Here is a 24,477-nt window from a genome sequence, read left to right as displayed (position 1 = left end):
ACAACTTATTGTGCGTATACAGGGAATTTTGCACAAACAGTTTCAACTTTCGCTTTTACGTCAGCAATAACTTTTTCGTCACCTTTGCTGTCAATCACGTCAGCGATCCAACCAGCAAGTTCACGAACTTCAGCTTCACCGAAACCACGAGTTGTTACCGCTGGAGTACCGATACGGATACCAGAAGTCACAAATGGAGAACGTGGGTCATTTGGAACTGAGTTTTTGTTCACAGTAATGTGAGCAGCACCTAACCAAGCATCTGCATCTTTACCAGTTACATCTTGCTTGATTAAAGATAACAAGAACAAGTGGTTGTCTGTACCGCCAGAAACAACATCATAACCACGAGCGATGAATACTTCAGCCATAGCTTGAGCATTTTTCACAACTTGTTGTTGGTAAGCTTTGAAGTCATCAGACATAGCTTCTTTGAAGCAGATTGCTTTAGCAGCAATCGCATGCATTAATGGACCACCTTGGTTACCAGGGAATACAGCTGATTGAAGTTTTTTCTCAATTTCTTCATTCGCTTTCGCAAGGATTAAACCAGAACGTGGACCACGAAGCGTTTTGTGAGTCGTAGTTGTAGTTACGTCAGCAATTTGAACTGGGTTTGGATATACACCAGCAGCAACAAGACCTGCAACGTGAGCCATATCAACAAAAAGGTAAGCGCCAACTTTGTCCGCGATGTCACGGAAACGCTGCCAATCTACAACACGGCTATAAGCAGAGAAACCAGCAACGATCATACGTGGCTTGTGCTCTAATGCTAAACGTTCAACTTCTTCGTAATCGATCTCGCCAGTTTCAGCGTTTAGACCGTATTGAACTGCATTATAAGTTTTACCAGAGAAGCTTACTTTAGCACCGTGAGTCAAGTGACCACCGTGAGCCAAGCTCATACCTAAAACAGTATCACCTGGGTTAAGAAGCGCTAAATAAACAGCAGAGTTAGCTTGTGAACCAGCGTGTGGTTGAACGTTTGCGTAATCTGCACCAAAAAGTTCTTTAGCACGATCAATCGCCATTTGCTCGATGATATCCACATACTCGCAACCGCCATAATAGCGTTTGCCTGGATAACCTTCTGCATATTTGTTCGTAAGTTTTGATCCTTGCGCTTCCATCACAGCAGGAGAGCAATAGTTTTCAGATGCAATTAACTCGATATGTGCTTCTTGACGCTCACCTTCAGAAGCAATTGCTTGAGCTAATTCTGGATCAAATTCAGAAATGGAAATATTGGCAAACATTAGCGGGGGTCCTATAAATTAGGGCTTTTAAGCCGTGCTAAGATTGCGGCATATTGTAGCATGAACTTTATAATTAAACAGAATGAAGTTAGCTCAGTTTTAAATAAAAATGGCTCAAGTTTTATAAAAAATGAGCCATTGTTTATAAATCAAATAAAAAGCTCGTCTAAAGCTTATATTTTAAATGTCTTCATCGTTAATTTTAGCTTATAACAATATTAAAAAGTTTTTAAATATCAATGACTCTATTGAGCTGATAGTAAGGTCTGAACATTTCCAACAATATTATCTACATTACTGCTCATCACCGTGCCATGGTCCCAGTTACTCGTCACATAACTATTAATTTTAGTGCCTACGACAGTGGCATTAGATATCAATAAAACTGTTTTCCAACCAAATATCTAGTAGCCTACTTTAATCTAATTCTGTCCTTAGAAAATGTTTTAAAGTAGATAGCCAACTGTTAACATTCTTGATTACTCGTGATTGTTTAAAGGGCCAGTTATGCAAACCATTATTTTAGATACAGAAACACATACGCTAAATGGTTTGCCTATTGAAATTGCGTATGCACCAATTGAAATTAACGAAGGTAAGCTGACTTTAGATAAGAGCAAATTGTTTGATCAACTTTATCAGGTTGGTGCACCTATCTCTTACGCGGCTATGGCAGTACACCATATATTAGAGTCAGATTTAGAAAACCAACCCCACTATAAAAACTTTAAATTGCCAGAGACTACAACTTATATTATTGGTCACAATATTGATTACGATATTGCCGCGATTGCTCGTTGTGGTGTGGATGTATCGAATATCAAACCGATTTGTACTCTAGCTTTAGCGCGCAAAACTTGGCCTGATGCAGAAGCGCATAATATTTCTGCACTCATCTATATGATTTCTCAAGGCAGCAGTAAAGCTCGAGAATTGCTCAAAGGCGCGCACCGAGCCGATGCGGATATTATTTTGACTGCTAATATTTTGATGCATATTGTCTATCATTTAAATATTCAAGACATTGAAGAGCTTTACCGAGTTTCTGAAGAAGCACGTATCCCTACGACTATTAATTTTGGTAAGCATAAAGGCACAGCAATTGCTGAACTTCCTAAAGACTATATTCAATGGTTATTACGTCAAGATGAACTTGACGTCTATTTACGTAAAGCGTTAGAAGGCGCATTTTAAAGTCTTAAATAGATGATATTCATCAATTCTTCATTATATTGTCATTTTTGAGTTTTATCGTTAACCCCATTTATATTTTATTAAAAACAGTACTGTTCAACTGAGAAAATTGAACAGTCTGATTTATTTTTTATTTGGGGAAAAATGATGGCTGGTTTTTATCGAACTAATTTAGGAAGAGTCGCGCTTCAACAACGCAACATTACTTTAAATGCAAAACAAAGACGTTTACTACTATTAATAGATCACGAGGATTTTCAAAATTTAAATAGCGAATTTAAAAAACGTATTGCATCTCCAGAGCTTATTCAACAGCTTATCGACTTAAAACTCATTGCTCCTTCTGGCGAAAATTATTCAGAATTAAATGAACAAATATCTTTCCCATCATCATCCGTAACTACAATAGAAGCTCATCAAAAAAATAATATAGATGATAGTAAAAGTAACGATATAGTTAGTGAAATTCAGGTTACTCAATCATCATCTTTTCAACTTTCACCTACTGAAATTACCCAGCCATCAATTCCAGTTCAACAGCTCTCTTTTGAAGAGATACAACAGTTGATGAAGCAAAGCTTGAGTCAATATTGTGGGCTTATGGCAAAACCACTTATTCAGAAAATAGAACAAATAAAAACGATTCAAGAGCTTAAAATGTGCCAAATGCAATGGATTACCAACTTACAGGAGTCGCGTATTCCACCTCATAAACTAGCATATACGCTTCATTCTATTAATTATTCAATTCAACTTATTCAACAACGCATCTAAAAAAGCAACAAGCTGCTGTTTAATTAAGCATTAAACTCACTTGTTACCTATTTCGTGCTTTACCTATTGGTGTTTTTTTCCTATGATGTGGCCCACACATGTGCGCTCGTAGCTCAGTTGGATAGAGTACAGGTTTCCGAAGCCTGGGGTCGTGGGTTCGATCCCCGCCGGGCGCACCATTACATTTTATAAAATCAATAACTTAGATATATTTTGGCGTATATTTGGCGTAATGCGCTATTTATCCACAGGTTTAGAGGTAATTTTGCTTCTTATCAAAGGTCCATCTTTTACCGTTGTAAGTGACAGTACCATCTAAATTAATCGGCAACTCTTTTAATGAGTAGTCATAGATTTTAAGAACATCCCCGTTCTTATCTAAATCAGCGGGTAGATTGCAAGTATTTTCCATTCTGCCCGCTTCCGAAACCATTATCATGACTTGCGACATCACAAAGCCCTTACACAAATCGAGACATTCACATTACTATTAATTGTGTGAGCTGTGCAACCTGAGAAGATTAAACACAGCAATGTGATGATCGATGCAACTTTGGTACGTTTGCACATAACGACTTTATGCGATCCGGTTATTGATCCAGCCATAGAAAAACTGTTCCTGCTTTGGATTACGCTCACAGATTTCAATGTAGCGTTGCCCTTGCATAATATTGAGCACTCGCACCAGTACTTTCTCGCCTTCTTTCCCGCGTTTTGACAAGTATGTTTTAAGGGCACCTAGCGTTGCTGAGCCATAAACACCATCGACTTCTAAATCTGCATACCCAGCTTTTCCTTGGTTGTTTAGTAAGTTCAAAGCTCGTTGTAAAAGAGGTTTTGCAAAGCCGGTACCGCAATTCACACCCGTGTCTAGAAGTTCTTCAGCTACAGCAGAGGAAATTGCATTAACCTGATCAAAACGTGGAGCTGTCCAATAGTTTTTGCGGTAAATTGCTTTGGCTACATCCAGAGGTAAATCTCGCATATTACCTTTGAATCCATTCGCTCGAGCAACTGCTTCAGTAATTCCATACTTAGTTGCACCGCCGCGATCAGCTGGGTTATTTACATACCCGCCTTCACGCTTAATGAGTTCGTCAAGATATTGTTCAATGTTCATTTAACTTTTCCTTAGGTAATAAAAAACCGCCCGAAGGCGGCATTAACTGTTTTCAATGTCTTTTCTGGCTTTTTTAAACTCTTTGATCACTTCAACGATCGTTTTACCTTCCTGCTTATCAATGAAGTTAAAGATCCATCGGACTAAAGCCCAACCGGGTAATCCACAAACAAAGAAGAACCCACCAAGTGCAATCATCCCCCATACATCAGTAACCCATTCATGAAGTCCCCACTTCACAATAATGAATGAACCACCCGCCAAGCTTGATACAACCGTACAGATCAGGCCGACTGCCCATTCTCTCGGTGAGCGTGGCATACGTGTCATCAAAACAACTGCTGCAACTAATGCAATTGCAAGCGTAATCATAATTGCTGCACCGTAAAATTTTAATAGTGCTGTTAAACCGCTTGTAGAAACTGGTTCCATGCCTTTTACTCCAGAAGTAGGCAAAAAAAAGCACCCGATCGGGTGCTAAGTAAATAATTTAAATTAACCTTCAGAAGTACTTTGAGTAATCTGATTTGTATAGTTCCAGACTGTGTTTTCCCATACGTCACGTACAGCGACACGAATGTAATATGGGGTTGTTGGTTATAATCCTCCAAATGTAGTTGTTAAATCTGTGCCGGTCCACGTTGGCGTCATTAACTGCATCTAAATTTTTCATAATTAATTATAAATTGTAGCTTGAATCAATCGCATTCATGTCAGCAGCCAATGCATTTACATAAGCAACAAGCTCAGTTTGAGTTAATGCTTTATTATGTATTGCAGACAAAGCAACTTTTGAATGATTGTTAACATTCGCTGCATAATTTCCCATTGTGAGTGAACCACCGATACAGAATGCTTGTAATTCTGCTTGCAAATCTGCGTAGCCTGTTACAGTGATTTGATTTGAAATAGCGCCCTTTTTTCTACTCACAAAGCTATAACTACCACTATTACGAGAAACAGCTAGAATGGACCATGTATTCAATTCTCCATTTAATGGCGTATTTGCCATAGCAGATTGACTGGTATTTGGGTAATAACCAGCTGCGTGTGTCAAAGATAGGCCGCCAGCTTTACCAGACGTAGCAATTGTTTCTGATAAGAAATTTGATAAAGCAAGGTGCGAACCTGCACTTATGAGCGGCATTGCAACCACAATAAGAGTCTGCTGCAATGCATCATCAGTATGAGTATTAATGTAACCATTCGCCCCAACTGTAGCCCCAGTTTCATCAAATGTAAGATTGCCAATAACAGTTGATGTCCCAACCACTGTCATTAGTTTATTTTGTAGTTTTGTAGCATGTGCTACAGAACCAATATTAGCCACAGATGGTGGAAGCTCAAGTTGGCTTAAAATCAAATAGTTTGGGTTCGGTGGCAATACGACATCTAATTTTAAAAAGTTACTCATGATTAAATCTCCAAAAATGATTTAAATAATTTTTTAGATAAGCGAAAAGCCCCTTTAGTGCTGACATGCAAATAGTCAGCCCATTGATCATTCACATTCTCAATTGACCACACGTTCCAATCGTCATACATGTTGTAATATTCAGCATAATTTTCTAAAGCTAGGTCATAGATAGCTTTCTGAAATTCAGATAAAGGGGTTAACTGGGTTGCATTTGAACGAGCTGGAGCAATCAAAATAACCCCACAATTCGCATTTACTGCTCGATATGCTGATATCAACTTGGTAATACCATCTTTAAAAGATTGCACTGTTTTGCCCAACCGATAGTCATTTGTACCAAGAATCATCACAACAACGTCAGAATCTAAGAATGAGGCGTATTTTTGTGGATAAGTTGGTGAGATACGAATGTAGTCTTCACCAGTTGCCCCCCCATTACCACATTTATTTAGCTCAACTCCCGAACCCGTGGTTTTCCTTAAGTGAAAACCGTGAATTGCGACAGTACCGCTAATTACTTCAATCTCAACCGCGTTTGTTCCAGTAAGTCCTGAAATAGTTACGCTTTTTACATTATTATCAGAGGTTGAAGATACAACGTTAGTTGCAGGGCCACCATTTAACTTATACGAAAAAGTACCGCCACTATTGCCATAAAAAATGGTTAGTTGATCACCATTCACAAGGTTAGAAAGATTAATTTTAGAGCCTAACGTGCTACTTGAAGCACTAAAACCATCCGGACCACACCCATACGCAGGCTGATTCGTTGTTGTGTTTAAATCAAATATAGACCAGCTACCAGATTTATTAATTACCACACCGTCCAACATGTTTTTCTCAGGCGCAATATTAATCCAGCCAGAACCCGCCACCCCATATTCAGCCTTGAGAATATCTGAAAGTTGAGTTGCAATAGTGCTATGTTCAGTCCAACTGTCACCCGCAAGAGTCACCTTAAGCTGTTGAGTATCTCCTTTTTTGAGTCTTGCTGCTTTAGCGCGCCATTGAGTCAATGATGCGCCATCACTAACAATTGGATATGCAGCATTGGTTACGTTATTCTTTTTTGTGGACACGTCAATGCTAAGAATTTCCTGAAGCAAAACGATTGTTTCATCAGCCAAGCCAGCAAATCCTATTTTTCCATTGCGCAACCAGAACGGACTTTGTCCAATTTTGTCAACCAATATTGGAATAGTAGCAGTACCGATATTAAAAACACCGATACCAACACCCTCTTTAACCCTTTGCTGCGTACCCAATGCTAAGTCAGGAAAACCCAAGTTTCCATTTGCATCAAGCCAAAGTGCACATTGATTTAGCCGATCAAGGATTAAAGGAAAAACTGTTGACAAATCCTCTAAAGTACCAATTTTTGTATCAAGTGCAGCTAGTGCTTGATCTAGCTCACTTAACCCAGTGTCATGCCAGGCATCAACAGTTTCCCCTTCGTATTTTCCCCAATACCAAATTTTCTTGGTATCCATAGCTTTTGCCGCTTTGGGCGAAACTGTTGGCGTACTAGCAAGCAATTCAGCTTCAGTCGGAAATGGTTCAAAACCACCAGTTTCCATGATCTTTTGAATAGCTAAAGGAAGTGAGTAAAACGCTTCTCCCCATCGAGGGTTTATGACTTGCTTTGTATTAAGGGTGTCCCCCAAGTCCTTACAATCTACTTTCGCCTCTTCAAGCTCAGTACGCGTAACAATGTCAGCCATTGTAAAATCTCCAAGCATAAAAAAAGCCCCAGTTAAGGGGCTTGGATTTCTGTTAATTAATTAAATAAAGTCATGGTCACGCTCATAGAATCGGGCATCGTAGTTTGAAGCCTTAAGCGTATTGGTCATTTGTGTTTGAGGCGTAAGTTCTTCAAGCATGAATTCCTGCGCTTCTGTTTGATCGGCACGAACTAGTGTGTAAAGTGTTTTAACGTATCGATCATCACTTACTACTAGAGGCTGTACTGGCGGCCGACTAAGCACTACATGGTATTTATCAACACCTGCCGTACATGGCACCACATCTACAGTGGCATTCGATATCTGCAAGTGAATGAAGTAATCACTACCAACATCAAATGTGCAAGGCTGCGATGTCTGGATAATCAATCCGTTTACTGCTTCAACTTCACCGTCTTGAGTGTCTACAATCGTGTTGTCAGCAATCAAAATACGGTCATTTCGGATCAGCAATTCAGACTCGTCTAGAACTTCCACTTCACAAGACATGTACTTGTAGCGAAGCTTATTCCATTCACGCCAAGCTCTTACTTTCGCTTGAGCTTCATTGCGAATACCAGTTGTAGTAATCTTCAACGGATTCTTAGGCGTGATGTCTTCAGGAATGATGTATTTCACACGCGCATCGTCGACATCAGAAGTATATTCAAGCTCCACCCCGTCATAGTCTTTCTGCACACCGAATGTATAAGAGCGCTTTTCAGTTAAAGGCACTTTGTTTCGATGGTTAAAAAGTAAAACAGCATTTTCTTGCGGCTGCTCAAATTTGAGACGGGTTAGACTTCCGAACCGATACGGCTCACAAAAAGCAGCACTTGCCACCATCCCTGCAATTTCCTCAAAACTTAGATTGTCATCGTCAATGGTATAGTTGAACTCAGACATGAGGTCTGAACCAAAATAAGCATTAACTTTGGCTATCTCTGCATTGATTTGTGCAATGTCTACTTCTGTGCTAGTTCGACGACCAATATGCTCATCTAAAGCCAGATTAATAAGTGCTTGCCCTGCTGAACGTGTGACCTGTAAAGGCCCTGTACCATCAAGTGGAAGTTTGCGATTAACCAAGCAATTGAGCTTACGTTCTTTGATGCTTAGAGCACCATCAGTAGCTACAGTTCGAGAGCGAACAACAGTTACATTGCCATAGTCACTGATATCAGAATCAGCCATGCCGTAGACAGACTTAATCTTGCATGTGTCTTGAGTTTTACCCGCTTGAGTTGCTGTAGTTCGGCTTAAGCGAAAACGGAACGAGCCAACAGTAGGCAAATCAATGTAAATCGTTTTACCAAACTGGGACTTATTGTTAGCTTTAATCTCTTGGTTAATGGTAGTGATGGATCCCACTGGATCACCGTTACTATCGATCGCCTGCAACTCAATAATGACTGTAATTTTTTCTTCCCAGACCCCACCTTTGCTGTCTTGATAAAACAGGCCATTCGGAAAGAAGAAGTTAAAGACAGCTTGTGTCGCCTCTGGCATGTCAAAGTTAAACCAGCCGACATACTTGTTACTTACAGCATCAAAGCGAACTAAAACCTCTTGCCCTTGTGTGCTTTGGTCGGGCAGTGTCAGCAGTTTATCCCACTCACTGTTAATCGCAGATGGATTGACTAAAGCAATCGTATCGGCTGTTACGCTGTTAATCGTATAAGTGTCATCGAGAGTAATTGAATTGGTATTACGGTTTAGCGAAGCACCGGCTGTGATGGTGTAACTACTATCCACATAAGACCAGTTTGCATTTGCCTTCTCTGGGTTAGATAAAGTTATTTCATAGTGGAAGCCGCCAGTAATAACAGTCTTAGTTACTCCAGATACTACAAATTGCCCCGATAAGTCCCGTGTATTTGTCTCAGTAACAGGTGGTGTGCCAGAAGTTGTTTCTATTTCTACAAGCGCACCAGTGAGCTGCAAACCTTTAAATAAGTTTGGATTATCAATATTAGTAGATGACTCGATAATAACTATCTTGTCTTCATTCACCATGATAGATCCGCTTAGGTTTACATTCTGAACACCATATACAGCACCACTTAAGGCAACTCGATCAGTCGCTGCAAAGTACTGTGTAAAGTCTAGCCCTGTGGCCTTAATTAGATTAGGGCTTTGGAACCATACATTGCTCGACTCGAGGACTGCATTATTGGGAAGTTCAAGAGTTTGGCCGTTGATAGATGCTGAGTTGCGTACGAACTTCGGAAGCTCTGTAAATGACTCGCCTACTTGATAAATCGGTGTTCCAATAATCGAAGTAAAAGGGTCATAAACTGAAACTGATGTACCGGCAATATTCGCTACATCTGTATCACCGTCTCGCATATCCAATATTTGGTAATAACCGCGACCAATACACATCAAACATTCTTCAATCTCGATGCCATCTTTATAAATCGTGTAGGTTTGCGCGATTAGATCGGGATAAGAACGAATTCTTCCAAATGGGTCTGGAATACGTGCATTAAGCCTTGCTTGGTTAGTACGCTGAGCCAATTCATTGTTTGCTGAGCCTGCCTGTTGTGCTTGAGGCTTTGGCATAGTTAAAACGGTATAAAGGCTGTAAACCGCAGTCGCTGCAACAATTGCATAGTATAGATAAGGTAGCCACAAAACTACTGCGCCCTTAATTACTACATAGAACGTTCCATCAAGTGCCTGCAAGTGCTTAATTTGAGCGTCAATAATTCTAGGATTGCATGGCGTTACATCACAAGAATCAGCAATGTGATTATGATAAATCCTTGCATCTTCAGGCCAAACAGAAAACTGTTGATAGATATAAGCTAAAACGTCCTCAACATATTCTTCAGAACGCCCTTCTTCACTGTACGGATCAGGAACGATGATGACTTTTTTCAAACTCATTTATAAAACCTCGTTTCCCGAAAGTTCATAGAAATTGCTTCAAGCTCAACATACTGAACACCACGACCAGTTAAATGCCAAACCTTGTCGCAATAAAAAAGCCCGACATGTGCCGAGCTTCTTTTGCCATTAGTAAAAAAGACAATACAGGGGGAAATAGGTTCCTTCAGTTTCTTGAAGCTACCCTTCCCATTTAAAAATCGTTCGAGTCGTTTTTTTAGATCGCGACCTGTGACGTCCTTCCATGCATCACATAGAAATTCATTGCAGGTATAGTCTTTAGTCCAAACGCGATTATGGAGATGGTCTAGGTTCATATCATGCCCCGCAACAATGGGAACCTTTCTAGAGAATAGATTTCACCAGTCTTCACGCTGTTAAGTTCCGGTGCTTGAGCATCAAAAGTGCAGTTGCCTGAATTGTCTTTCGATAAAGTGGCAATCTCCAATGTCTGCAATGAAACCATAGGAGCTGTTAAATCATCGTCACGATATAACCGCCATCTAACAGAAGGTCTTACTTTCCAATTAGTGCCTAAACGTGCAGAAACAACCGATTTAATTAGTTCATCATCTACATCACCAATGGTTAGGCTAAGCTTCTGGTCAAGGTCGTTAGTGACGGTAGAGCGCTGAATAGACATGGGTTGATATTCATATTGAACATCAGGTCCTGCCGACTCATGCTTAACAGTCACACCTTCAGTATCGTTTTTTACGAATCGGAATGGCTCTGTAAAGTCAGGATGAGAAATTTCAACACACTCTAATGGCACTACGCCACTGCTTGAATTCAGAAAGAAGGATGTATAGTCAGGCATCTAAATACCCTCCATCGCTCTTGGCAGATCGTCATTCACCAGCTCTTCGAGTGGATTTACTAATGACGCCAAGTCCTCCCCATCGTTGCCAGTCTCAACAATGATCTTATTAAGTTCAGAGTCTACTATTGGCTTAACGCGTAACTGAGCAGTAACTGTATAAACTGGTCCTTGCATACTTGTTAGTTGGAAGCTATCTGGAACAAATAAGCATTTATAGGGCTTGAACTCTGGTCCATTTACCCGAAGTGAAGCATTAAACATCTCTCCTGGTGTTTCACACCAAACGTTATAGAACGCATCAAGATATTGAAATCCAGCTTCAAGTACCTTCCATTGAACGCTAACAGTGTGAAAGCTATTTTTACTCAGCCTTCTATTGCGCGGTGCTCCTCCATCCAAATCCTGTGAAGCTACCCCACTTTGGAATGCGACAGAATAGCCTTCTTGTGTTGAGCAGTATTTTAATGTGTTCATATTAGCCCCATAAAAAAACCGACCTCTAAGTGGGTCGGTTTTAAGCTTTAATTGCTGCGATAATTTCAGGTAGTTTCCAAAGTACTATTGGCACCGAGAATAGGATCATAAAGGCAATAATGGTCTGCCATAACCCATGTTTTTCAATACACACTTTCATTAACTCCACTATTGGTTTAAAATGCTCCATATAGATTTGTTTTCTCCTTAATCTTGCTCTGGTTAAGTTGATTTAAAAAAACCTCAGTGCGTCAACACTGGGGTTTTTGCTTATTTAGGATTTTAAATCCTTCAATCTTTTAGTTCCTCCGTCGGTTTTTCCGAGTTCAGAAATAGAAAAAGCCGCCCTTAGGCAGCTCTTCGTTTGTTCTCTCTTATACGTGATACTTCTAACGGTTTTACTTACATTCCGTTTACAGTTCTTCTCTTATGTGTGTACTTCTAATTAAGGGTTTTGCTCATCAGCAGGCTTGCCCTGACAAAATTCAACAAGGCTTAAAGTTGAAATATCAGAAACACGGATCTGAATACTTAATGGTCTGCCCGCAGCTGGGAACAATTTTGAGTTTTGAATATATTTTGCATCTTTAAGATACAAAAAATGTTCTTTAAGTGAGTCTGGAAATTTAATTTCCTCACCATCATCTAACTTTTTAATTATCTCTTCTCTTGGCTCTTTGATATGGGAATAAAAGAATTCCTTCCAAAGTGAATTTTCTTCGAGTTCGAAAAATTCTTCTTCACTGATTGCAGTACCAGTAATTACGCTGCCACCAACCCCAACTGTCACATAGAAATCTGGATAATAATCTTCTCTATGTGCATTTTCAGAAATTGCTTTTATCAATAAATTAGTATCATTTCTACTCATTCTTCTTTTCCATAAAGTTTAATTAAGAAGATTAGAATCTATCAAAGAATAAATTTAATAGCCACCGAAGTGGCTACCAATTATTGCCGTCTAGGTGTTGCATTGTAGTTTTGCTTGAATGCCTTGCTGATTCTACTATTAGGGTTTTGAATTCCCTGTAGGAAAACTTTCTCCGCAACCTCCCCAGCAATCTGCCTAATGCGAACATCTAATGAACCATCATCATTTCTAGTCACGTCAGCGGTTTGTCCTTCCATGACGTAGACATTCACGATTGGTTCTAAGACAGTGGCACTACCATTAGTAGGATTAGAGTTAATCGCGTTGTACTGGTTCATTTCACGCTGAGAAGCAATAAAATCTGACTGTCCACCAGTCGCGTAGCCTCCACGAATTGACCTTCGCAAACTCTCGAAACCTTGTGGGCCACCTAAAGCTCTGATTTCTTCTTGAGTCAAAACTCCTTCACCCTTGTGGACAACGCCAGCCAGTTCATACTTTCCACCTCGACCAGTGTAACCACCATTTGCAAAGCCTGCGATTGTTTGTGCCGCAATTAGGCCAACACTTGCATAACCCATTCCACGAACTAAAGTAGATGCTGGAATACCTAGAACAGGGCCAAGCTCTAAGGCTTTTGTTGCTGCTAGCTCAGTACTTATTATCGCCTGACCAATTGCAATCGCCTGCTGCATTAAGAACATGGCTTTATATGCAGAACTTTGCTCACCAGCCGAGCTTTTAACCATCTCGGTCATACTGCTCCAAACTGTTGAAGCCTGTGACAATAGAGAACCATACAATTCAAGCTGAGTTTGATGCTGTGATTGCTGCAAATCTTGATATTTCTGTGCATATTCCTCTTGGATCTTGAATTTGTTCTCTTCATGGATCCTAACAGCATCTTCAATTCGCTTATTGTATTCAAGCTGATCAATTTCTTTCCGCTTGAGCTTCATTTTAGCCTCGTCACCCTTATTAATAAGAGTGGCGTCGTTTTCAGAAAGAGTATTTCTTTCTCCAAATTGTAAAGAAAGTCCAGCTCTTTGCCATATTGGTGCTGCTAAAATGTCTCGCTCCTGTTTTAGCTCCTGCAATGCCTTTAAATTAGCTTGATCATATGACGCTTGGCGTGCTGCCTTTGTGAGGTTGATTAATTCCAACTCATCCTGATATTGCTGTTCTAGCAATTCAACAGCTTGCTTCTGCTCAGACTTACTTAATTCAATGTCGTGTGCCGCAGAAAATTTCTTACGATCAAAACTTTCCTTAAGTAGCTGCTCCTCAGTCATGTTGAACTGTTTATAGTCATCAAGCTTTGTTTTAAGAGCTTGCTGAGCTATGGCAACATCATTGTCAGCACGAGCTTGAAGTTCTGCCTTAATTTCAGCTTTGCGTTCTGGGGTAAAGTTGGCTCTATCAACATCTTCCAATTTCTTGGCAAGATCATTTCTGATCTTGGTCACTTCATTGGCTACATCGTTTTCCAATTGAAGGCGTAACTTAGCCTGCTCTTCTGCCATTTTTGTGGCGTCTTGAATAAGCCTATCAAAATCTTTAGAGGTGATATCGCCAGCTGCATAGCCATTAATACCAGCCATATAGCCCTGATAATCCTTCCAGTATTGGTTGTTATATTTACCAATACCTTTACCCTTTTGAACATTACCTTCACCAGCATGATAAGCACGTACTGCCTTCTCTAAATCCCCCTTGAAGAGCTTTAAAAGATAAGACATGTACTTTCCAGCACCTTCGGCAGACTGAGCTAAATCATATCGGTCTTTTACGCCATATTGCTTAGCTGTGCCTTCAAGAAATTGGAACCCACCTGTAGCACCAGTAGTCTTGTTATATGCTCTGGCATTGCCACGTGATTCAATCATATGTAGCGCAGACAAAGTACCAGCTGGCAAATTATATTTAGACTCAATTCCAGCAAAACCATACTTTGCAGCATTAGCCTGAACTTTGGCATTAACAGAAAGCACTTTTTGCTGTTTTTCAAGCTCTTTAGTGCGCTCCTTATCCTTATTTACAAGATTATCAAGAGCACTTTCCTGACTAATAATGCCTTTAATAATTTTGTCTTGTTCAACTGTGACGCCTGCAAAACCTTTTTTCTGGTTTTCTCGATAAGTCTGTAACAGAAGCTCTGCTTCTTCTGCTGATCTACCATATTTAGTGATCAAAACCGACTTAAAGTCTGCATCCCATTTACGATCTGCAAGTGATTTATTGATGTCCTTAAGCTTTTTATTAAGCTCAGTTACGTCTTGAACTGCTCCTTTCGCACCTTGACTAACATCATTGAAACCTGCTTTTGCATTGGCACCAGACGCGCGAACCTGATTTAACTCTGCGTTTGTTTGTTTAACAGCTTTTGAGTTTTCATCTACTTTCTTCTTGCTATCAGCCAGCTGGTTAATTTGATCCGAACTGATGAACGAAAGTTGATTTAATCTATTGAAAGCTTGGTTTACATCAATAACGCCAGTTTTTAATTCTGCCCATATTCGATAAGCTTCAGCACTTTGCTTATTGTTGTCAGTGATAGACTGAGTAAGTAACAAGAACTCGTTCTGAGATTTAGATAGTTGAGCATTCTGTAAACTTAGTTGCTTTGTCAGTTCACCTTCCGCTGCTCGCTTTTGTGCACCTTCAAGCTTCATGAGTTCATCAGCTGCCATGCCTGCATAACGTGATTGCTTCTCAAGCATGTCATTGGCTTTATCGCCATTGTCTCGCATTAAAAGATATCCGGCTGCTAAACTTGCTACTGTGATGCCAATACCAACAGGACCACTTAGTAAGCCTAAAAGTCGTGTACCAATCCCTACACTTGCCGCACCAGCTGCTGCCGATCTAGCCTGAGCCGTTGCCAGTGCACCTTCCGCTACTGCCAATTCTCTTGTAACTTGAGCCTCAATTTTCTTTAACTCAGCCATACGAGTTAATGTCGCTGTTCTGCCTTTTTCAGTAATTTGAGATTTAAGGCGCTGTACTTCTAGAGCTTTCTCAGCCGCAATAGCAGCTAAAGTTGCTTGAGTATTTGCAACAGCGGCTTGAGTGCTAATTACTTGTTGAGCAGCAGCAGCGCGCTCGGCCTGAATTGCAGCATACTGCGTTACGGTTTGAACCGCTAATTCCTTCGTTTTTGCAGCTACAGCAACACCAGAGGCATAGATTGCTGGAATGTAGGTTCCAAGCCAATATGCTCCACCAACCATCATTGCAGAGGTTAAGACATCTAAGTTGCCAGCCAGAGTTTGAATAGATCCTGATAATACTTGGGCTGTTCCAGATCCTTTACCTGCTTCACCTACGAATTTTGTAATAGCATTACTTAGCATCCCTGTGTTGTGGCCACATCAATACCGTTGAGCAAACCAGCTTGCTTGTAACGCATACGTGCGATGATCTTACGCCAAGCCTGTTGAGCTTTGACCTTGGCCATAACATCAAGTTCATCAATCAGGGCGTGGCCAATTTTAAAACCTACAATTGTTGCTGGTTTCTCCATAGACCGGCAAATGATTGTCGTTCGATATTGGCGACCATAATAGATATCCACCTCTTTATTGGTTTCATAAACCTTAGTTTTAAGCCCCCAATCGAAAGCAACCTCTTCAATAGTTGGAAAGAAAATGTCGCGAATCTGCGGGTATGTTGGAGCAAAATAACCCAAAGGTACTTTTGGAAATTCCCAAGCTTTGTTGCATAAACTGGAGCATCCAACCCAAGTCTTTCCCGATCCAAAGCCAGCGACGAATGCGCGGAACTTCTTTTCCATCTGCAAAAAATTAGCCTGAGGTACATTCAGTGTCGGATTGATGTTCGGCATCTTTTTTACTCGCATCCACAACTTGAATAGTTACCTTGACTGGTGTTGGATCTTCATCACCTTCACCCTCTCTCAACTTTTCAATTTCAAGTTGCTTTAACTCAAGATTTAATAACATCAGGTCATAACCCTGCATTTCTTCCCGAACCTGTTTAATAACCCCTTGCTTCATAAGCCTGTTGTTCTTCCAGTCTTCATAAATCTTCTGAAGTTCTTTAAGCCGATAGGCTTTATTGGCTAAAGGGATGTCATAAACATTCTTTTTAAAGTCCTCTCGGGTTTTATGAAAAAGGTCTTTATATTGCTTACTTAAATTCTTTCCTGCCGCTTTTGTCGGGTCATAAAGTTGTACCTGTTTTCGATCAATCTCAATGTTAAATTCTTGCTTGACAGCATTAGCTACCTGTTGAGGGGTATCCATGCAGGCAAGCGCTTGAACAATAAATATTTTTACCTGTTCTTTAAGTGCAGCCATACCCCCACCTTTGTCTAGCTACGTCTAGCAAAGAAGGCAAAAAAAAGAGCCATTCGGCTCAGTTGATTACGCAGTTTCCGCAGCATTTTGAAATATCAAGATTCGAAACAAACGGCGGATTTTTTGCGACCTCAATAAGTCGCTTAACATTCTTACTTGGTCCCCACCGTTTAACTACGCCAATAAACTCTTCAACGTCATGACCAGCAAGATAGTGCTTAGGAAGACCAGAACTATCACTATAAACAATTTCTCCGTCCTCGTCTCTCATCACTCCAATGTGGTAAAGCTCATGTTCAAGTAAGTAACAGAACTCTGTATCGTTTGCACGCTCACAGAAAGAAGCGTCGACAGTTATTAAGTATGTTGGCACAAAGCCGAACCAGTCTCGCATCTGTTGCTCTTGTCTAGCTTTACGCCAGCCACCAACATTGAACATGACTTTTTCGCACTGGCCTAACACCATAGCTTGCTTGCTTTTATATGCAGAAGAGGCCCAAGCAAATGCTAAAAATTCTTCATTATCGTGAAGCAGCTCAGCTATGTGATCATGATCGGGGTTATAAAGAGGTCCACCAATAGTTAAGTAATTAGCAACAACCCATTTTTTTAGATCTGGTGCTGGTGTTAGTCTTATTGCTTCTTCTTCATCTGCTTGATCAATAAAATCAGTCGGTGGAAATGGTCTGATCTGCTCCATCTTCAATTCTCGCTAATTCGTCTTTTATCCAGTTAATGACATATCCCGACAAAACAGAGTCTGGATGAAAGCGCTCTATTTTGTAACCCATCTCTTCAGCATGATCATATCGATCAAGACTCCATGCTTTATTTGACAGTTTTCCACTACGCCCACCAGACCAGGAACCGCCCTCAATTTCAATGAGCAAACGCAATTTCACAATATGAAAGTCAAAGCGCCAGTGTTTGGTATGGATCGGCTGAAACTTCTGTTCAAATCCAATCGACAAATCCTCAAGCTCTTCCTTAAGTGTTGCCTCAGCCTCGAGATATTTTTGCTTCGCCTTAGGCAATGGCCGGCTTTTAGGTTTAGTTTTAGGTTCTTTTTTCCGAGTAAGCCAAAAGTATTCTGTAGAATCCATTATTCTCACCCATAAAAAAACCGCCCTAAGGCGGTGGCTAAACTCACAGGCAATATAGTATTACTTCTTAAAAGTTGACTTATAGAGCTTTGAATTAAAGTAATCCGTAATTTCTTTACCTTCGTTTTGAATTTTTTCCTCATTTAAGGGTAAAAAATCTAATTCAAATTTCAAGCTCATATACTCTGGAATAAACTTCTTTATAGGCGGAGGTGGTTTAGGTCCACCTTCTGTAATTTTTTCGATAAATCCAGCTAACCATAAAATATACTCACCTTCTGAATTATGAGGAGGAATCAAACTCACATCTATTTTTACTTTACATTCATCTAATGGTCTACTGAACAATTCAACAAAATCAATAAAATTAAATTTTAATTTAAATTCTGTTCCCTCAATTTCTCTGCGTATACATGTCATAAGTAAGTTCATATTTTCAATACAGTCATGTGAAAACAATTCCTCATCTTTAATTTTGTTATAAATATTTTCCGCAAACATGAGATACTGTGGCATTTCAGCAGCTCCTCATTTTTATAAAGTATTTTTCTTAAGGTAGTCCTATTATAACAATGTTGCAACAAGAAATTTTCCATTTTTAGTTTAAGGAAATTTTAAAAATTATAAAAACGATTATATTCAATAAATTAGTACGAATAAAAGCTATGGAAGTTTGATCTTTCTATTGAGCTTTAAAATGGATTATTGTGTTTAAATCATCAATTTAAAAAGCTTGCCTAGTAGGCAAGCTCCCCCTTTTTGATATTTGCGCTGATCAATAAGGTTTAGTGTTACTTAAAGCAACACACTGATAATACTGAAATATTTAAAAATAAAAAAGCCCACTTCCTATTTTTATTCAGAAATGGGCTTAGCGAAAAAAAACGCTTAAACCTGAAATAGGAAATATCTATTCGGAAATATCTCCAACTTCATATTGGCATAATATTTAAGCACTAGCAATAGGGATTGAATTAAAAATATCAAATATTCATATTTAAATAGATAAAGATTTATTTTTAAATAGTTTTATTTTTAGCCTACATAATTTTTTTACTTATCAAGAGTTATAAAGAATATGTGCCCATCAATAGGTAATACTTAATAAGGTCTTATGTGTAGTAACCATTAGGCTCTAGAGACTAAGAACTCAAACTGACTAAAAATAAAAAATAATTAATTTTCAATATTAATGATCATATACTGCAAAGTTATGTATATTCCAACTTCTCCATTGTTGAGTGCCTCATATAAGTCTTCATCAACGAAATCTCCAGATTCATCATATAGCCATTTATGAATTTGAATAATTTGTATATTCCCCTTTTTGTCTATTCTTGCTATTGGGTCTATTACGGACCGAACTATCACCTTCTTCTTCGTCTTAACATCGAGCAATGTGATAATTGTCATTTTAAAATCCTTATAAATATCCTGTATAACAACTACTCTCAATCAATAAAGATTTTTATATTTAAATTACTTAAATAGCAATCTTTTCAATCTAAAAAATAAATAAAATACACTTCAATAGTATGTGCCTATTAGAAAAGATACCTTAAATATTCTACTAGCAATAAAAAACCGCTTTAAGGGCGGTTCATCTAAAATTCACAGGTACTTAATGAAGATTTTTTTTCTGTCTTTGCATCTTTCTGGGCTCACAAATTTTTCCAATAAAGTTAGTTAACCACAAAATACTTTCTTCACGATCTTCAAAATGAGGTATAAGGCTTAAATCTACTTTTATTTTGCGATCAGCTAAAGGCAAACTTAAACAATGTTCAAAGTCTATTGAGCTGTACTTCAATTTGAGTCTTTTTTCTGCAGCTTGATTCTTTATCTCAGCCATAATGCGATTTAGATTAACAATCAAATTATTTGAAATTTTATTATTTTCATATACCCGTTCGTAAACTGTCTCAGCTACATCAATGTAATTTATTAGCTCTACATTCTTATTCATGACATTTGTACTCCGTTTTTTATAATTATCCGTCTAAAATAATGTTTATTTGAGTTACTAAATCCTTCGCCTAGGTAAAGATTGTTTAAATTCGGTCACCCTGATTATAAGTAAATATTTGAATTTATTATGCAATTACTGAGTTTTATAATATTTATATACATCTTTGTTCTTAACACCCCTTTTTTTCTATCACTTGCCCATTGAGTTCACCATCACCACAAATAAACATTGTACTAATCCATAAAATTATGGAGATCAGCTTAACACAAAAAGAAAAAGCCCCCACTAATCAATAGTGAGGCTTTGCCGTATTTCCCGGCTAGCACATTTAAAAATCGATAGCTAAAAAAAAGCCAACTTGTTAGAGTCAGCTTAATTCAATCGTTTGAGAATCATGCTTGCATAGTTATTGTCCGTTGCAATCTTCTATCATTTTTATTTTTATAAATATAATTTAAACCAGCCATGTGACATTTTGATTAAATTTCACTCAACACTTTTTTTTGTTAAATAAGTCACATTTAATCTTATTAATGCACTAACCATTACAACCAATAAACACAATGTGTATCAATTACTTCTGCTTGATTTTGTAAATTACAGTATCCTTAGTTTACCTAACTGCCAAAATCAATAACACAATGGAACACCAAACACTTTTAGACGAATTAAATTCGCAGATTGAATATTACTCAAAAAGAACTGACTGCCCACCAACTAGAATTCGTATTGGGTATAAAACCTATTACAAATTAATGCAGAATCCTAAATTTGCCGATGAAGTATCAAACTCCGCTTTAGATCCAAACAAACGCAAATACAAAAAATTAAAAATAAAAGTTACTAAGGATGACAATCAACTTGAACTTGAATGATTTCTCATAAAAAAAGCCTACTCTTTCAAGTAGGCTTTCCCCTTATGACTTTTGCGCTGATCATTAAGGTTTATTGTTGTTTAAAGCAACACTCAGATCTTACAGAAATACTTAACAATAAAATAGCCCCGCCAACAATCGATATTTAGCAGAGCTTCTTAAAGCTTATACAGTTTATCGTGGAAGATATCTTTTTGAACCTGTGCTATTAAGGCAGTAATGTCCACCTCTAGGCCCAACACAATAAGTTCCAGATGTGCAGTAACAAGAGTTATTAGTCGTTTTACTATAACTTCTTGGAGTCCGTGTAGTAGTAGAACTTCTAGTTCTAGTATTATTATAGCCTTTTGATTCTCTTTGAGGAGTTGAGTAAACAGGCTGCCTGTTATCAAACCTCCCTTTTGAATATCTATAGGTGACTGGTGGAGTATAACAACCAGCAAAACTGCACAAATATTTAGTATCAATCCATTGTTGTCTATCCATATTTGGATTTAATAACGCCCATTCATCTTGGTACCAGAATACATAAACTTCACTTCCCCCTTTCAATTTAAAGATTTCTTTGCCATTTGGCATATCCTTGACTGGAGCGGTATCAACACTAATCCAATTTTTAACTGGATTAAACCTTTCAACTTTTTGCTGCGAAAAGTCTATGGACGGTATAGATACACATCCACTAATACCCAAAGTAATAACTAACCCTATTAAATAATTTTTCATTTTATTAACTTCTTAGAAAGAATAATTTTAATGCGAAGTAAACAATAAGCTACCTAATAAAAGCAACATATACTTTCATCTAATTTAAATACATAAAGAAAAATTAAAAAACCCGCTTCTAAAAAGAAACGGGTCAAAAAACAAAAAACTTTCAGCGCAGTATTTGTGACATATCATACAAGTTAGAAGATGTATTTACAATATACTTTAAGCTTAATTTTTTGATGCTCTCAAAATATCCAAAACTCGCTTTGACATTTCATGCAAGTTGGACCCTATTGGTAGCCAAAAATGATAATTAATGTTGTCACGGTTAAAAACTTGCTTGTAGTAATCAGTTTTAAAAGATGGGACGATATCAGAAGCTTTTAGTAATCTGCCTTCTTTTTCTATCTTTTGCCCATCAAGTTCACCACCAACACAGATATTCATTTTAAGTACCAGTTTTTAATTAGACTGGACTATAGCATAAATATAAACATGCTTAAGTGGGCATTCTTAAACGCTTAACATTTAGACAAGCATTCAATTTAGATGATTTATAATGTAACGACCATGTATTTAGGATGAAGACAGCTAATGTGTGGTGTAAATCTAACCATTAAATCAAAGGAACATTACTTAATGCAAAGAAAAGGGGCGCTTTTAACGATTGTACTGGTGGCGCTTGGTGCCCACCACCAGTACAACACAATATCAACTCTACAATTAATTAATATGGAGGTGACACAAACAAATAACTATCATTTCTAATAGAATTTCAGGTGGCGATGTTTGGCGACGAGCCACCTGATTTAATTTTAAATCATAATTGAAATCTAGCAAGTATAAAAACAAAAAGCCCATCAAACGATGAGCTTTAGATCAGTGAATTACTTATACTTCGTCCACTATATCAAAAATATGCCATAAAGCGTCTAGACAGTCAACAAGTCTAAATTATGCTTTTCTACTAATTGAGAAGCTTTTAAACGTTCAACGATTTTAATCATTAGATCATTGGCAGTTATAACGTCGATTCCTTCAAATGCTTTTAGTGTTAATTGCAATTTATTATTAATTACATTTGTAATTATTGATATTTTACCAAAATAATCAGGGTAGTATTTCAAAGTTTCATTAACTTTCTCCCGACTAACGCCTTCATATAGTTTTACAGTGTATGTTTTCATTTGAACCTCCATTTTGTCTTAATCTTTTATCATGACCTAATAAATAAAATCTAGCGCAACTCACCATAATTGCGACCTGAGCTTTAGATTGGTTTGTTTCTTGAGCAACCTTCAACAATCCTTTATTTTCAACCTTATTTTTAATTAAACAAATTAATGCAAACTTAGTTGTAAAATCTGTTTTATCAGAATTTAATAGACTTCGTAAAAGTGCTTGAATTTGATCCGCCTCATAATCACTGATCTCACATCGAATATAAGATTTACTTTTTTGTACTTCTTTGCCAGCTTCACGCATCAACCAGTAAATTTGATTGATATGAAGCCCATCTGGCAAATCACCCCCTTTCATTCTAACTGTTTCACACCATGCGCCAAACTGCTCTAACCAACCGTCAATAGTATATTTAGACCAATCCATTTGTTGTGTTTTTAAAACTGCACTCATTTTTCACCCACCAATTGCTCAATTTGTTTAATCGCCACGCCTGCTTTAACTTGCTCTGTACTAAACCGTAAAACTGTAAAACCCATCATTGCTGCGGAGTTATATTTCTCCATATCCCCGATGTAACCTTTACCTCTTGTGTGACGTCCACCACTCCAGATACCCCCTTCAACCTCAACTAAAATCTTTGTACCCGTAAGTAAAAAATCCGTCCGCCACTTTCGTTTCGGGTGGAATTTGTATTCCTGCTCAAAACTGATCTTGTGTGTTTTTAAATGTTGTACAAGCGTTGCCTCGCCTTCACTTACAACTCGTTCTTTTTTTACTGAAGCATGGCGCTTAGTTTTGCTACTTCGTTTTGCATAAAGACGTTTGTAATCGGCAAGGCTCATTGAACTCATTCTTCAACGACCTCCTTTCTTGCAAACCACCACAAAACCACTGCCCCGCAAAGTACTGCTGTTACAAACGAAATGAGTAAGCCCCAGCTAAAAATCTCGAATTTGGTCATGTATTCGCCCCACCAAAACGCAAGTCATCCCAGTCACATTCGACTACTGTCAAACCGTCATGTTGAAACCGAGACCATAAACGGTCCCCTAAGTTTTCCTTCAAACCTTGCGCCTTTTCTGTAGATTCAAGCGTCATGTTGGAAATTAAAACTGTCGGTTTTTTTTCGTCATAACGTGCATATAAAACTTTATGAACGAGCTGCAATCGACTCTCGTGTTGGTCGTGCAAACCGTATTCATCCAATATCAATAAATCACAGTCCGTGAAGCGAAAAATTGCATTTGCTTCATTGTCATCTGGCTTTGTCCATGCAGTCGCAATTTCATTTGCCATGTCTTCTGAGGTGACGTAACGAACATAACTACGCTTGTCTAAAACGTTACGAGCAATAGCACATGCAAGATGGGTTTTGCCTGTTCCTGTACGCCCAACCATAATCAGATTGCGCTTCTTCCCTGAATTAAAATCTTGAACAAATTTATGGCAAGCAGCTTTAGCTTCTTTCTGCGGATCAATACTCACCACATAATTTTTAAATCCGCTTTCCTTGTGGCGCTCAGGGAGTTTTGCTCCGGCAAAATGTTTCTCGCGTACCATAAGGTTGACTTGGTGTGCGTGTTCAATTTGGAGCTTCTCAAAAATAATCCGGAGGCTGCAAAGGTTTTTGCATACCACATTTTTGGTTTAGCGCTTTCTCAGCTTGCCGAATTCCATTCAACTAAAAGTTTAGATAAAGCTGTAACCGTTACTCTTCACAACCTTTTGCGTCAATTGAAGAAAGAACGTAATGAGTTGAGGAGCTAATAG

General features: G+C 38.4%; 28 protein-coding genes, 1 tRNA gene and 4 pseudogenes. 6 read left to right on the top strand and 27 right to left on the bottom strand.

Going from position 1 to position 24,477, the window contains the following annotated elements; translation table 11 throughout:
- Nucleotides 1-5: 5 nt before the first annotated feature.
- Nucleotides 6-1,259, bottom strand: a complete 1,254-nt coding sequence (gene glyA, locus RFW85_RS19045) for a serine hydroxymethyltransferase (protein WP_002118126.1) — start codon at nucleotides 1,257-1,259, stop codon at nucleotides 6-8.
- Between the two features lie 60 nt (nucleotides 1,260-1,319).
- Between glyA and RFW85_RS19040 the strand changes: the two genes are divergently transcribed.
- A complete protein-coding gene (locus tag RFW85_RS19040; RefSeq protein WP_170248660.1) occupies nucleotides 1,320-1,472 on the top strand; it encodes a hypothetical protein in 153 nt (50 codons plus the stop codon).
- A 32-nt stretch (nucleotides 1,473-1,504) separates the two neighbouring features.
- Here the strand turns inward: RFW85_RS19040 and RFW85_RS19035 are convergent.
- Nucleotides 1,505-1,648, bottom strand: a pseudogene (locus RFW85_RS19035) (alpha/beta hydrolase); the annotation flags it as partial.
- A 118-nt stretch (nucleotides 1,649-1,766) separates the two neighbouring features.
- Here RFW85_RS19035 and RFW85_RS19030 point away from each other — a divergent pair.
- From RFW85_RS19030 to RFW85_RS19020, 3 genes are all read left to right on the top strand, one after another.
- Nucleotides 1,767-2,453, top strand: coding sequence for a putative quorum-sensing-regulated virulence factor (locus RFW85_RS19030; RefSeq protein ID WP_068563355.1), 687 nt, complete (start codon nucleotides 1,767-1,769; stop codon nucleotides 2,451-2,453).
- 144 nt (nucleotides 2,454-2,597) lie between these two features.
- A complete protein-coding gene (locus RFW85_RS19025; protein ID WP_170248661.1) occupies nucleotides 2,598-3,227 on the top strand; it encodes a hypothetical protein in 630 nt (209 codons plus the stop codon).
- Between the two features lie 102 nt (nucleotides 3,228-3,329).
- Nucleotides 3,330-3,406: transfer RNA gene (locus RFW85_RS19020), tRNA-Arg, on the top strand.
- A gap of 74 nt (nucleotides 3,407-3,480) precedes the next feature.
- Here RFW85_RS19020 and RFW85_RS19015 read toward each other — a convergent pair.
- From RFW85_RS19015 to RFW85_RS18930, 18 genes and pseudogenes are all read right to left on the bottom strand, one after another.
- Nucleotides 3,481-3,678 carry a hypothetical protein gene (locus RFW85_RS19015; protein ID WP_309171797.1) on the bottom strand — a complete coding sequence of 66 codons (198 nt, stop codon included), beginning with the start codon at nucleotides 3,676-3,678 and terminating at the stop codon, nucleotides 3,481-3,483.
- Between the two features lie 126 nt (nucleotides 3,679-3,804).
- On the bottom strand, nucleotides 3,805-4,347 hold the full coding sequence (locus tag RFW85_RS19010) for a glycosyl hydrolase 108 family protein (RefSeq protein ID WP_309171796.1): 543 nt from the start codon (nucleotides 4,345-4,347) through the stop codon (nucleotides 3,805-3,807).
- 42 nt (nucleotides 4,348-4,389) lie between these two features.
- Nucleotides 4,390-4,779, bottom strand: a complete 390-nt coding sequence (locus RFW85_RS19005; protein WP_309171795.1) for a hypothetical protein — start codon at nucleotides 4,777-4,779, stop codon at nucleotides 4,390-4,392.
- Nucleotides 4,780-5,026: 247 nt separating this feature from the next.
- The gene (locus tag RFW85_RS19000; RefSeq protein WP_309171794.1) at nucleotides 5,027-5,761 is read right to left on the bottom strand and encodes a hypothetical protein; all 735 of its coding nucleotides are present in this window, start codon (nucleotides 5,759-5,761) and stop codon (nucleotides 5,027-5,029) included.
- A gap of 2 nt (nucleotides 5,762-5,763) precedes the next feature.
- Nucleotides 5,764-7,485 carry an SGNH/GDSL hydrolase family protein gene (locus tag RFW85_RS18995; RefSeq protein WP_309171793.1) on the bottom strand — a complete coding sequence of 574 codons (1,722 nt, stop codon included), beginning with the start codon at nucleotides 7,483-7,485 and terminating at the stop codon, nucleotides 5,764-5,766.
- A gap of 60 nt (nucleotides 7,486-7,545) precedes the next feature.
- Nucleotides 7,546-10,377 carry a host specificity factor TipJ family phage tail protein gene (locus RFW85_RS18990; protein WP_309171792.1) on the bottom strand — a complete coding sequence of 944 codons (2,832 nt, stop codon included), beginning with the start codon at nucleotides 10,375-10,377 and terminating at the stop codon, nucleotides 7,546-7,548.
- Nucleotides 10,374-10,694, bottom strand: coding sequence for a hypothetical protein (locus RFW85_RS18985; RefSeq protein ID WP_309171791.1), 321 nt, complete (start codon nucleotides 10,692-10,694; stop codon nucleotides 10,374-10,376). The genes RFW85_RS18990 and RFW85_RS18985 overlap by 4 nt, the downstream gene beginning before the upstream one ends.
- Complete coding sequence (locus RFW85_RS18980; protein WP_309171790.1) at nucleotides 10,691-11,197, bottom strand: DUF1833 family protein; 507 nt, start codon at nucleotides 11,195-11,197, stop codon at nucleotides 10,691-10,693. The genes RFW85_RS18985 and RFW85_RS18980 overlap by 4 nt, the downstream gene beginning before the upstream one ends.
- Nucleotides 11,198-11,674 (bottom strand): hypothetical protein, encoded by a 477-nt coding sequence (locus RFW85_RS18975; RefSeq protein ID WP_309171789.1) that lies wholly within the window; start codon nucleotides 11,672-11,674, stop codon nucleotides 11,198-11,200. It lies immediately after the preceding gene.
- Nucleotides 11,675-12,119: 445 nt separating this feature from the next.
- Entirely contained in the window at nucleotides 12,120-12,545 is a 426-nt protein-coding gene (locus RFW85_RS18970) for a hypothetical protein (RefSeq protein ID WP_000089177.1), read from the bottom strand.
- An 80-nt stretch (nucleotides 12,546-12,625) separates the two neighbouring features.
- Entirely contained in the window at nucleotides 12,626-15,898 is a 3,273-nt protein-coding gene (locus RFW85_RS18965; RefSeq protein ID WP_309171788.1) for a transglycosylase SLT domain-containing protein, read from the bottom strand.
- Nucleotides 15,899-15,903: 5 nt separating this feature from the next.
- Nucleotides 15,904-16,389 (bottom strand): annotated as a pseudogene (locus RFW85_RS18960) (terminase large subunit domain-containing protein); the annotation flags it as partial.
- The gene (locus tag RFW85_RS18955; protein ID WP_309171787.1) at nucleotides 16,349-16,864 is read right to left on the bottom strand and encodes a DUF2280 domain-containing protein; all 516 of its coding nucleotides are present in this window, start codon (nucleotides 16,862-16,864) and stop codon (nucleotides 16,349-16,351) included. The pseudogene RFW85_RS18960 and the gene RFW85_RS18955, both read right to left, overlap by 41 nt.
- Before the next feature lie 58 nt (nucleotides 16,865-16,922).
- Nucleotides 16,923-17,564: a putative metallopeptidase gene (locus RFW85_RS18950; RefSeq protein ID WP_309171786.1), complete on the bottom strand. Its 642-nt coding sequence runs from the start codon at nucleotides 17,562-17,564 to the stop codon at nucleotides 16,923-16,925.
- Nucleotides 17,533-17,967: a hypothetical protein gene (locus tag RFW85_RS18945; protein WP_078377864.1), complete on the bottom strand. Its 435-nt coding sequence runs from the start codon at nucleotides 17,965-17,967 to the stop codon at nucleotides 17,533-17,535. Before RFW85_RS18945 ends, RFW85_RS18950 begins: the two co-directional genes overlap by 32 nt.
- A gap of 60 nt (nucleotides 17,968-18,027) precedes the next feature.
- The gene (locus RFW85_RS18940) at nucleotides 18,028-18,483 is read right to left on the bottom strand and encodes a hypothetical protein (RefSeq protein WP_139845890.1); all 456 of its coding nucleotides are present in this window, start codon (nucleotides 18,481-18,483) and stop codon (nucleotides 18,028-18,030) included.
- Nucleotides 18,484-19,143: 660 nt separating this feature from the next.
- Entirely contained in the window at nucleotides 19,144-19,380 is a 237-nt protein-coding gene (locus RFW85_RS18935) for a hypothetical protein (RefSeq protein WP_000152665.1), read from the bottom strand.
- A gap of 208 nt (nucleotides 19,381-19,588) precedes the next feature.
- Complete coding sequence (locus RFW85_RS18930; RefSeq protein WP_001039312.1) at nucleotides 19,589-19,933, bottom strand: hypothetical protein; 345 nt, start codon at nucleotides 19,931-19,933, stop codon at nucleotides 19,589-19,591.
- A 644-nt stretch (nucleotides 19,934-20,577) separates the two neighbouring features.
- Between RFW85_RS18930 and RFW85_RS18925 the strand changes: the two genes are divergently transcribed.
- A complete protein-coding gene (locus tag RFW85_RS18925; protein ID WP_000401164.1) occupies nucleotides 20,578-20,811 on the top strand; it encodes a hypothetical protein in 234 nt (77 codons plus the stop codon).
- A 174-nt stretch (nucleotides 20,812-20,985) separates the two neighbouring features.
- On the opposite strand, the gene RFW85_RS18920 is transcribed toward RFW85_RS18925, so the two are convergent.
- The 7 genes and pseudogenes from RFW85_RS18920 to RFW85_RS18890 form a co-directional block, all read right to left on the bottom strand.
- The gene (locus tag RFW85_RS18920) at nucleotides 20,986-21,537 is read right to left on the bottom strand and encodes a hypothetical protein (RefSeq protein WP_002059523.1); all 552 of its coding nucleotides are present in this window, start codon (nucleotides 21,535-21,537) and stop codon (nucleotides 20,986-20,988) included.
- Nucleotides 21,538-21,750: 213 nt separating this feature from the next.
- A complete protein-coding gene (locus RFW85_RS18915) occupies nucleotides 21,751-21,969 on the bottom strand; it encodes a hypothetical protein (RefSeq protein ID WP_002059547.1) in 219 nt (72 codons plus the stop codon).
- A gap of 485 nt (nucleotides 21,970-22,454) precedes the next feature.
- The gene (locus tag RFW85_RS18910) at nucleotides 22,455-22,709 is read right to left on the bottom strand and encodes a hypothetical protein (protein WP_000861102.1); all 255 of its coding nucleotides are present in this window, start codon (nucleotides 22,707-22,709) and stop codon (nucleotides 22,455-22,457) included.
- Nucleotides 22,681-23,157: a hypothetical protein gene (locus RFW85_RS18905; RefSeq protein WP_001277128.1), complete on the bottom strand. Its 477-nt coding sequence runs from the start codon at nucleotides 23,155-23,157 to the stop codon at nucleotides 22,681-22,683. The genes RFW85_RS18910 and RFW85_RS18905 overlap by 29 nt, the downstream gene beginning before the upstream one ends.
- Nucleotides 23,154-23,558: a DUF559 domain-containing protein gene (locus RFW85_RS18900; RefSeq protein WP_002059524.1), complete on the bottom strand. Its 405-nt coding sequence runs from the start codon at nucleotides 23,556-23,558 to the stop codon at nucleotides 23,154-23,156. The genes RFW85_RS18905 and RFW85_RS18900 overlap by 4 nt, the downstream gene beginning before the upstream one ends.
- Nucleotides 23,555-23,668: a putative phage replication protein gene (locus RFW85_RS18895; protein ID WP_002059542.1), complete on the bottom strand. Its 114-nt coding sequence runs from the start codon at nucleotides 23,666-23,668 to the stop codon at nucleotides 23,555-23,557. Before RFW85_RS18895 ends, RFW85_RS18900 begins: the two co-directional genes overlap by 4 nt.
- Nucleotides 23,665-24,309 (bottom strand): annotated as a pseudogene (locus tag RFW85_RS18890) (ATP-binding protein); the annotation flags it as partial. The gene RFW85_RS18895 and the pseudogene RFW85_RS18890, both read right to left, overlap by 4 nt.
- Between RFW85_RS18890 and RFW85_RS20085 the strand changes: the two are divergent.
- Nucleotides 24,292-24,474, top strand: a pseudogene (locus RFW85_RS20085) (hypothetical protein); the annotation flags it as partial. The pseudogenes RFW85_RS18890 and RFW85_RS20085 sit on opposite strands and share 18 nt — an antisense overlap.
- Nucleotides 24,475-24,477: the final 3 nt, after the last annotated feature.

It is taken from the genome of Acinetobacter sp. 12966 (assembly GCF_031196995.1).
Lineage (GTDB): Bacteria > Pseudomonadota > Gammaproteobacteria > Pseudomonadales > Moraxellaceae > Acinetobacter > Acinetobacter geminorum.
The sequence above is the reverse complement of the archived record's forward strand: the minus strand, read 5'-3'. Positions and strand labels throughout refer to the sequence as shown.

Coding starts and splice junctions, on each gene's coding strand:
- RFW85_RS18990 (WP_309171792.1), bottom strand. CDS start 10,377: ATGAGTTTGAAAAAAGTCATCATCGTTCCTGATCCGTACAGTGAAGAA.
- RFW85_RS19040 (WP_170248660.1), top strand. CDS start 1,320: ATGAACTTTATAATTAAACAGAATGAAGTTAGCTCAGTTTTAAATAAA.
- RFW85_RS18950 (WP_309171786.1), bottom strand. CDS start 17,564: ATGGAGCAGATCAGACCATTTCCACCGACTGATTTTATTGATCAAGCA.
- RFW85_RS18995 (WP_309171793.1), bottom strand. CDS start 7,485: ATGGCTGACATTGTTACGCGTACTGAGCTTGAAGAGGCGAAAGTAGAT.
- RFW85_RS18900 (WP_002059524.1), bottom strand. CDS start 23,558: ATGAGTTCAATGAGCCTTGCCGATTACAAACGTCTTTATGCAAAACGA.
- RFW85_RS18930 (WP_001039312.1), bottom strand. CDS start 19,933: ATGAATAAGAATGTAGAGCTAATAAATTACATTGATGTAGCTGAGACA.
- RFW85_RS18935 (WP_000152665.1), bottom strand. CDS start 19,380: ATGACAATTATCACATTGCTCGATGTTAAGACGAAGAAGAAGGTGATA.
- RFW85_RS18905 (WP_001277128.1), bottom strand. CDS start 23,157: ATGAGTGCAGTTTTAAAAACACAACAAATGGATTGGTCTAAATATACT.
- RFW85_RS19010 (WP_309171796.1), bottom strand. CDS start 4,347: ATGAACATTGAACAATATCTTGACGAACTCATTAAGCGTGAAGGCGGG.
- RFW85_RS18915 (WP_002059547.1), bottom strand. CDS start 21,969: ATGAATATCTGTGTTGGTGGTGAACTTGATGGGCAAAAGATAGAAAAA.
- glyA (WP_002118126.1), bottom strand. CDS start 1,259: ATGTTTGCCAATATTTCCATTTCTGAATTTGATCCAGAATTAGCTCAA.
- RFW85_RS18925 (WP_000401164.1), top strand. CDS start 20,578: ATGGAACACCAAACACTTTTAGACGAATTAAATTCGCAGATTGAATAT.
- RFW85_RS18945 (WP_078377864.1), bottom strand. CDS start 17,967: ATGGATTCTACAGAATACTTTTGGCTTACTCGGAAAAAAGAACCTAAA.
- RFW85_RS18965 (WP_309171788.1), bottom strand. CDS start 15,898: ATGCTAAGTAATGCTATTACAAAATTCGTAGGTGAAGCAGGTAAAGGA.
- RFW85_RS18980 (WP_309171790.1), bottom strand. CDS start 11,197: ATGCCTGACTATACATCCTTCTTTCTGAATTCAAGCAGTGGCGTAGTG.
- RFW85_RS18975 (WP_309171789.1), bottom strand. CDS start 11,674: ATGAACACATTAAAATACTGCTCAACACAAGAAGGCTATTCTGTCGCA.
- RFW85_RS19000 (WP_309171794.1), bottom strand. CDS start 5,761: ATGAGTAACTTTTTAAAATTAGATGTCGTATTGCCACCGAACCCAAAC.
- RFW85_RS18920 (WP_002059523.1), bottom strand. CDS start 21,537: ATGAAAAATTATTTAATAGGGTTAGTTATTACTTTGGGTATTAGTGGA.
- RFW85_RS19025 (WP_170248661.1), top strand. CDS start 2,598: ATGATGGCTGGTTTTTATCGAACTAATTTAGGAAGAGTCGCGCTTCAA.
- RFW85_RS19015 (WP_309171797.1), bottom strand. CDS start 3,678: ATGTCGCAAGTCATGATAATGGTTTCGGAAGCGGGCAGAATGGAAAAT.
- RFW85_RS18985 (WP_309171791.1), bottom strand. CDS start 10,694: ATGAACCTAGACCATCTCCATAATCGCGTTTGGACTAAAGACTATACC.
- RFW85_RS18940 (WP_139845890.1), bottom strand. CDS start 18,483: ATGCCACAGTATCTCATGTTTGCGGAAAATATTTATAACAAAATTAAA.
- RFW85_RS19005 (WP_309171795.1), bottom strand. CDS start 4,779: ATGGAACCAGTTTCTACAAGCGGTTTAACAGCACTATTAAAATTTTAC.
- RFW85_RS18910 (WP_000861102.1), bottom strand. CDS start 22,709: ATGAAAACATACACTGTAAAACTATATGAAGGCGTTAGTCGGGAGAAA.
- RFW85_RS18970 (WP_000089177.1), bottom strand. CDS start 12,545: ATGAGTAGAAATGATACTAATTTATTGATAAAAGCAATTTCTGAAAAT.
- RFW85_RS19030 (WP_068563355.1), top strand. CDS start 1,767: ATGCAAACCATTATTTTAGATACAGAAACACATACGCTAAATGGTTTG.
- RFW85_RS18955 (WP_309171787.1), bottom strand. CDS start 16,864: ATGGCTGCACTTAAAGAACAGGTAAAAATATTTATTGTTCAAGCGCTT.
- RFW85_RS18895 (WP_002059542.1), bottom strand. CDS start 23,668: ATGACCAAATTCGAGATTTTTAGCTGGGGCTTACTCATTTCGTTTGTA.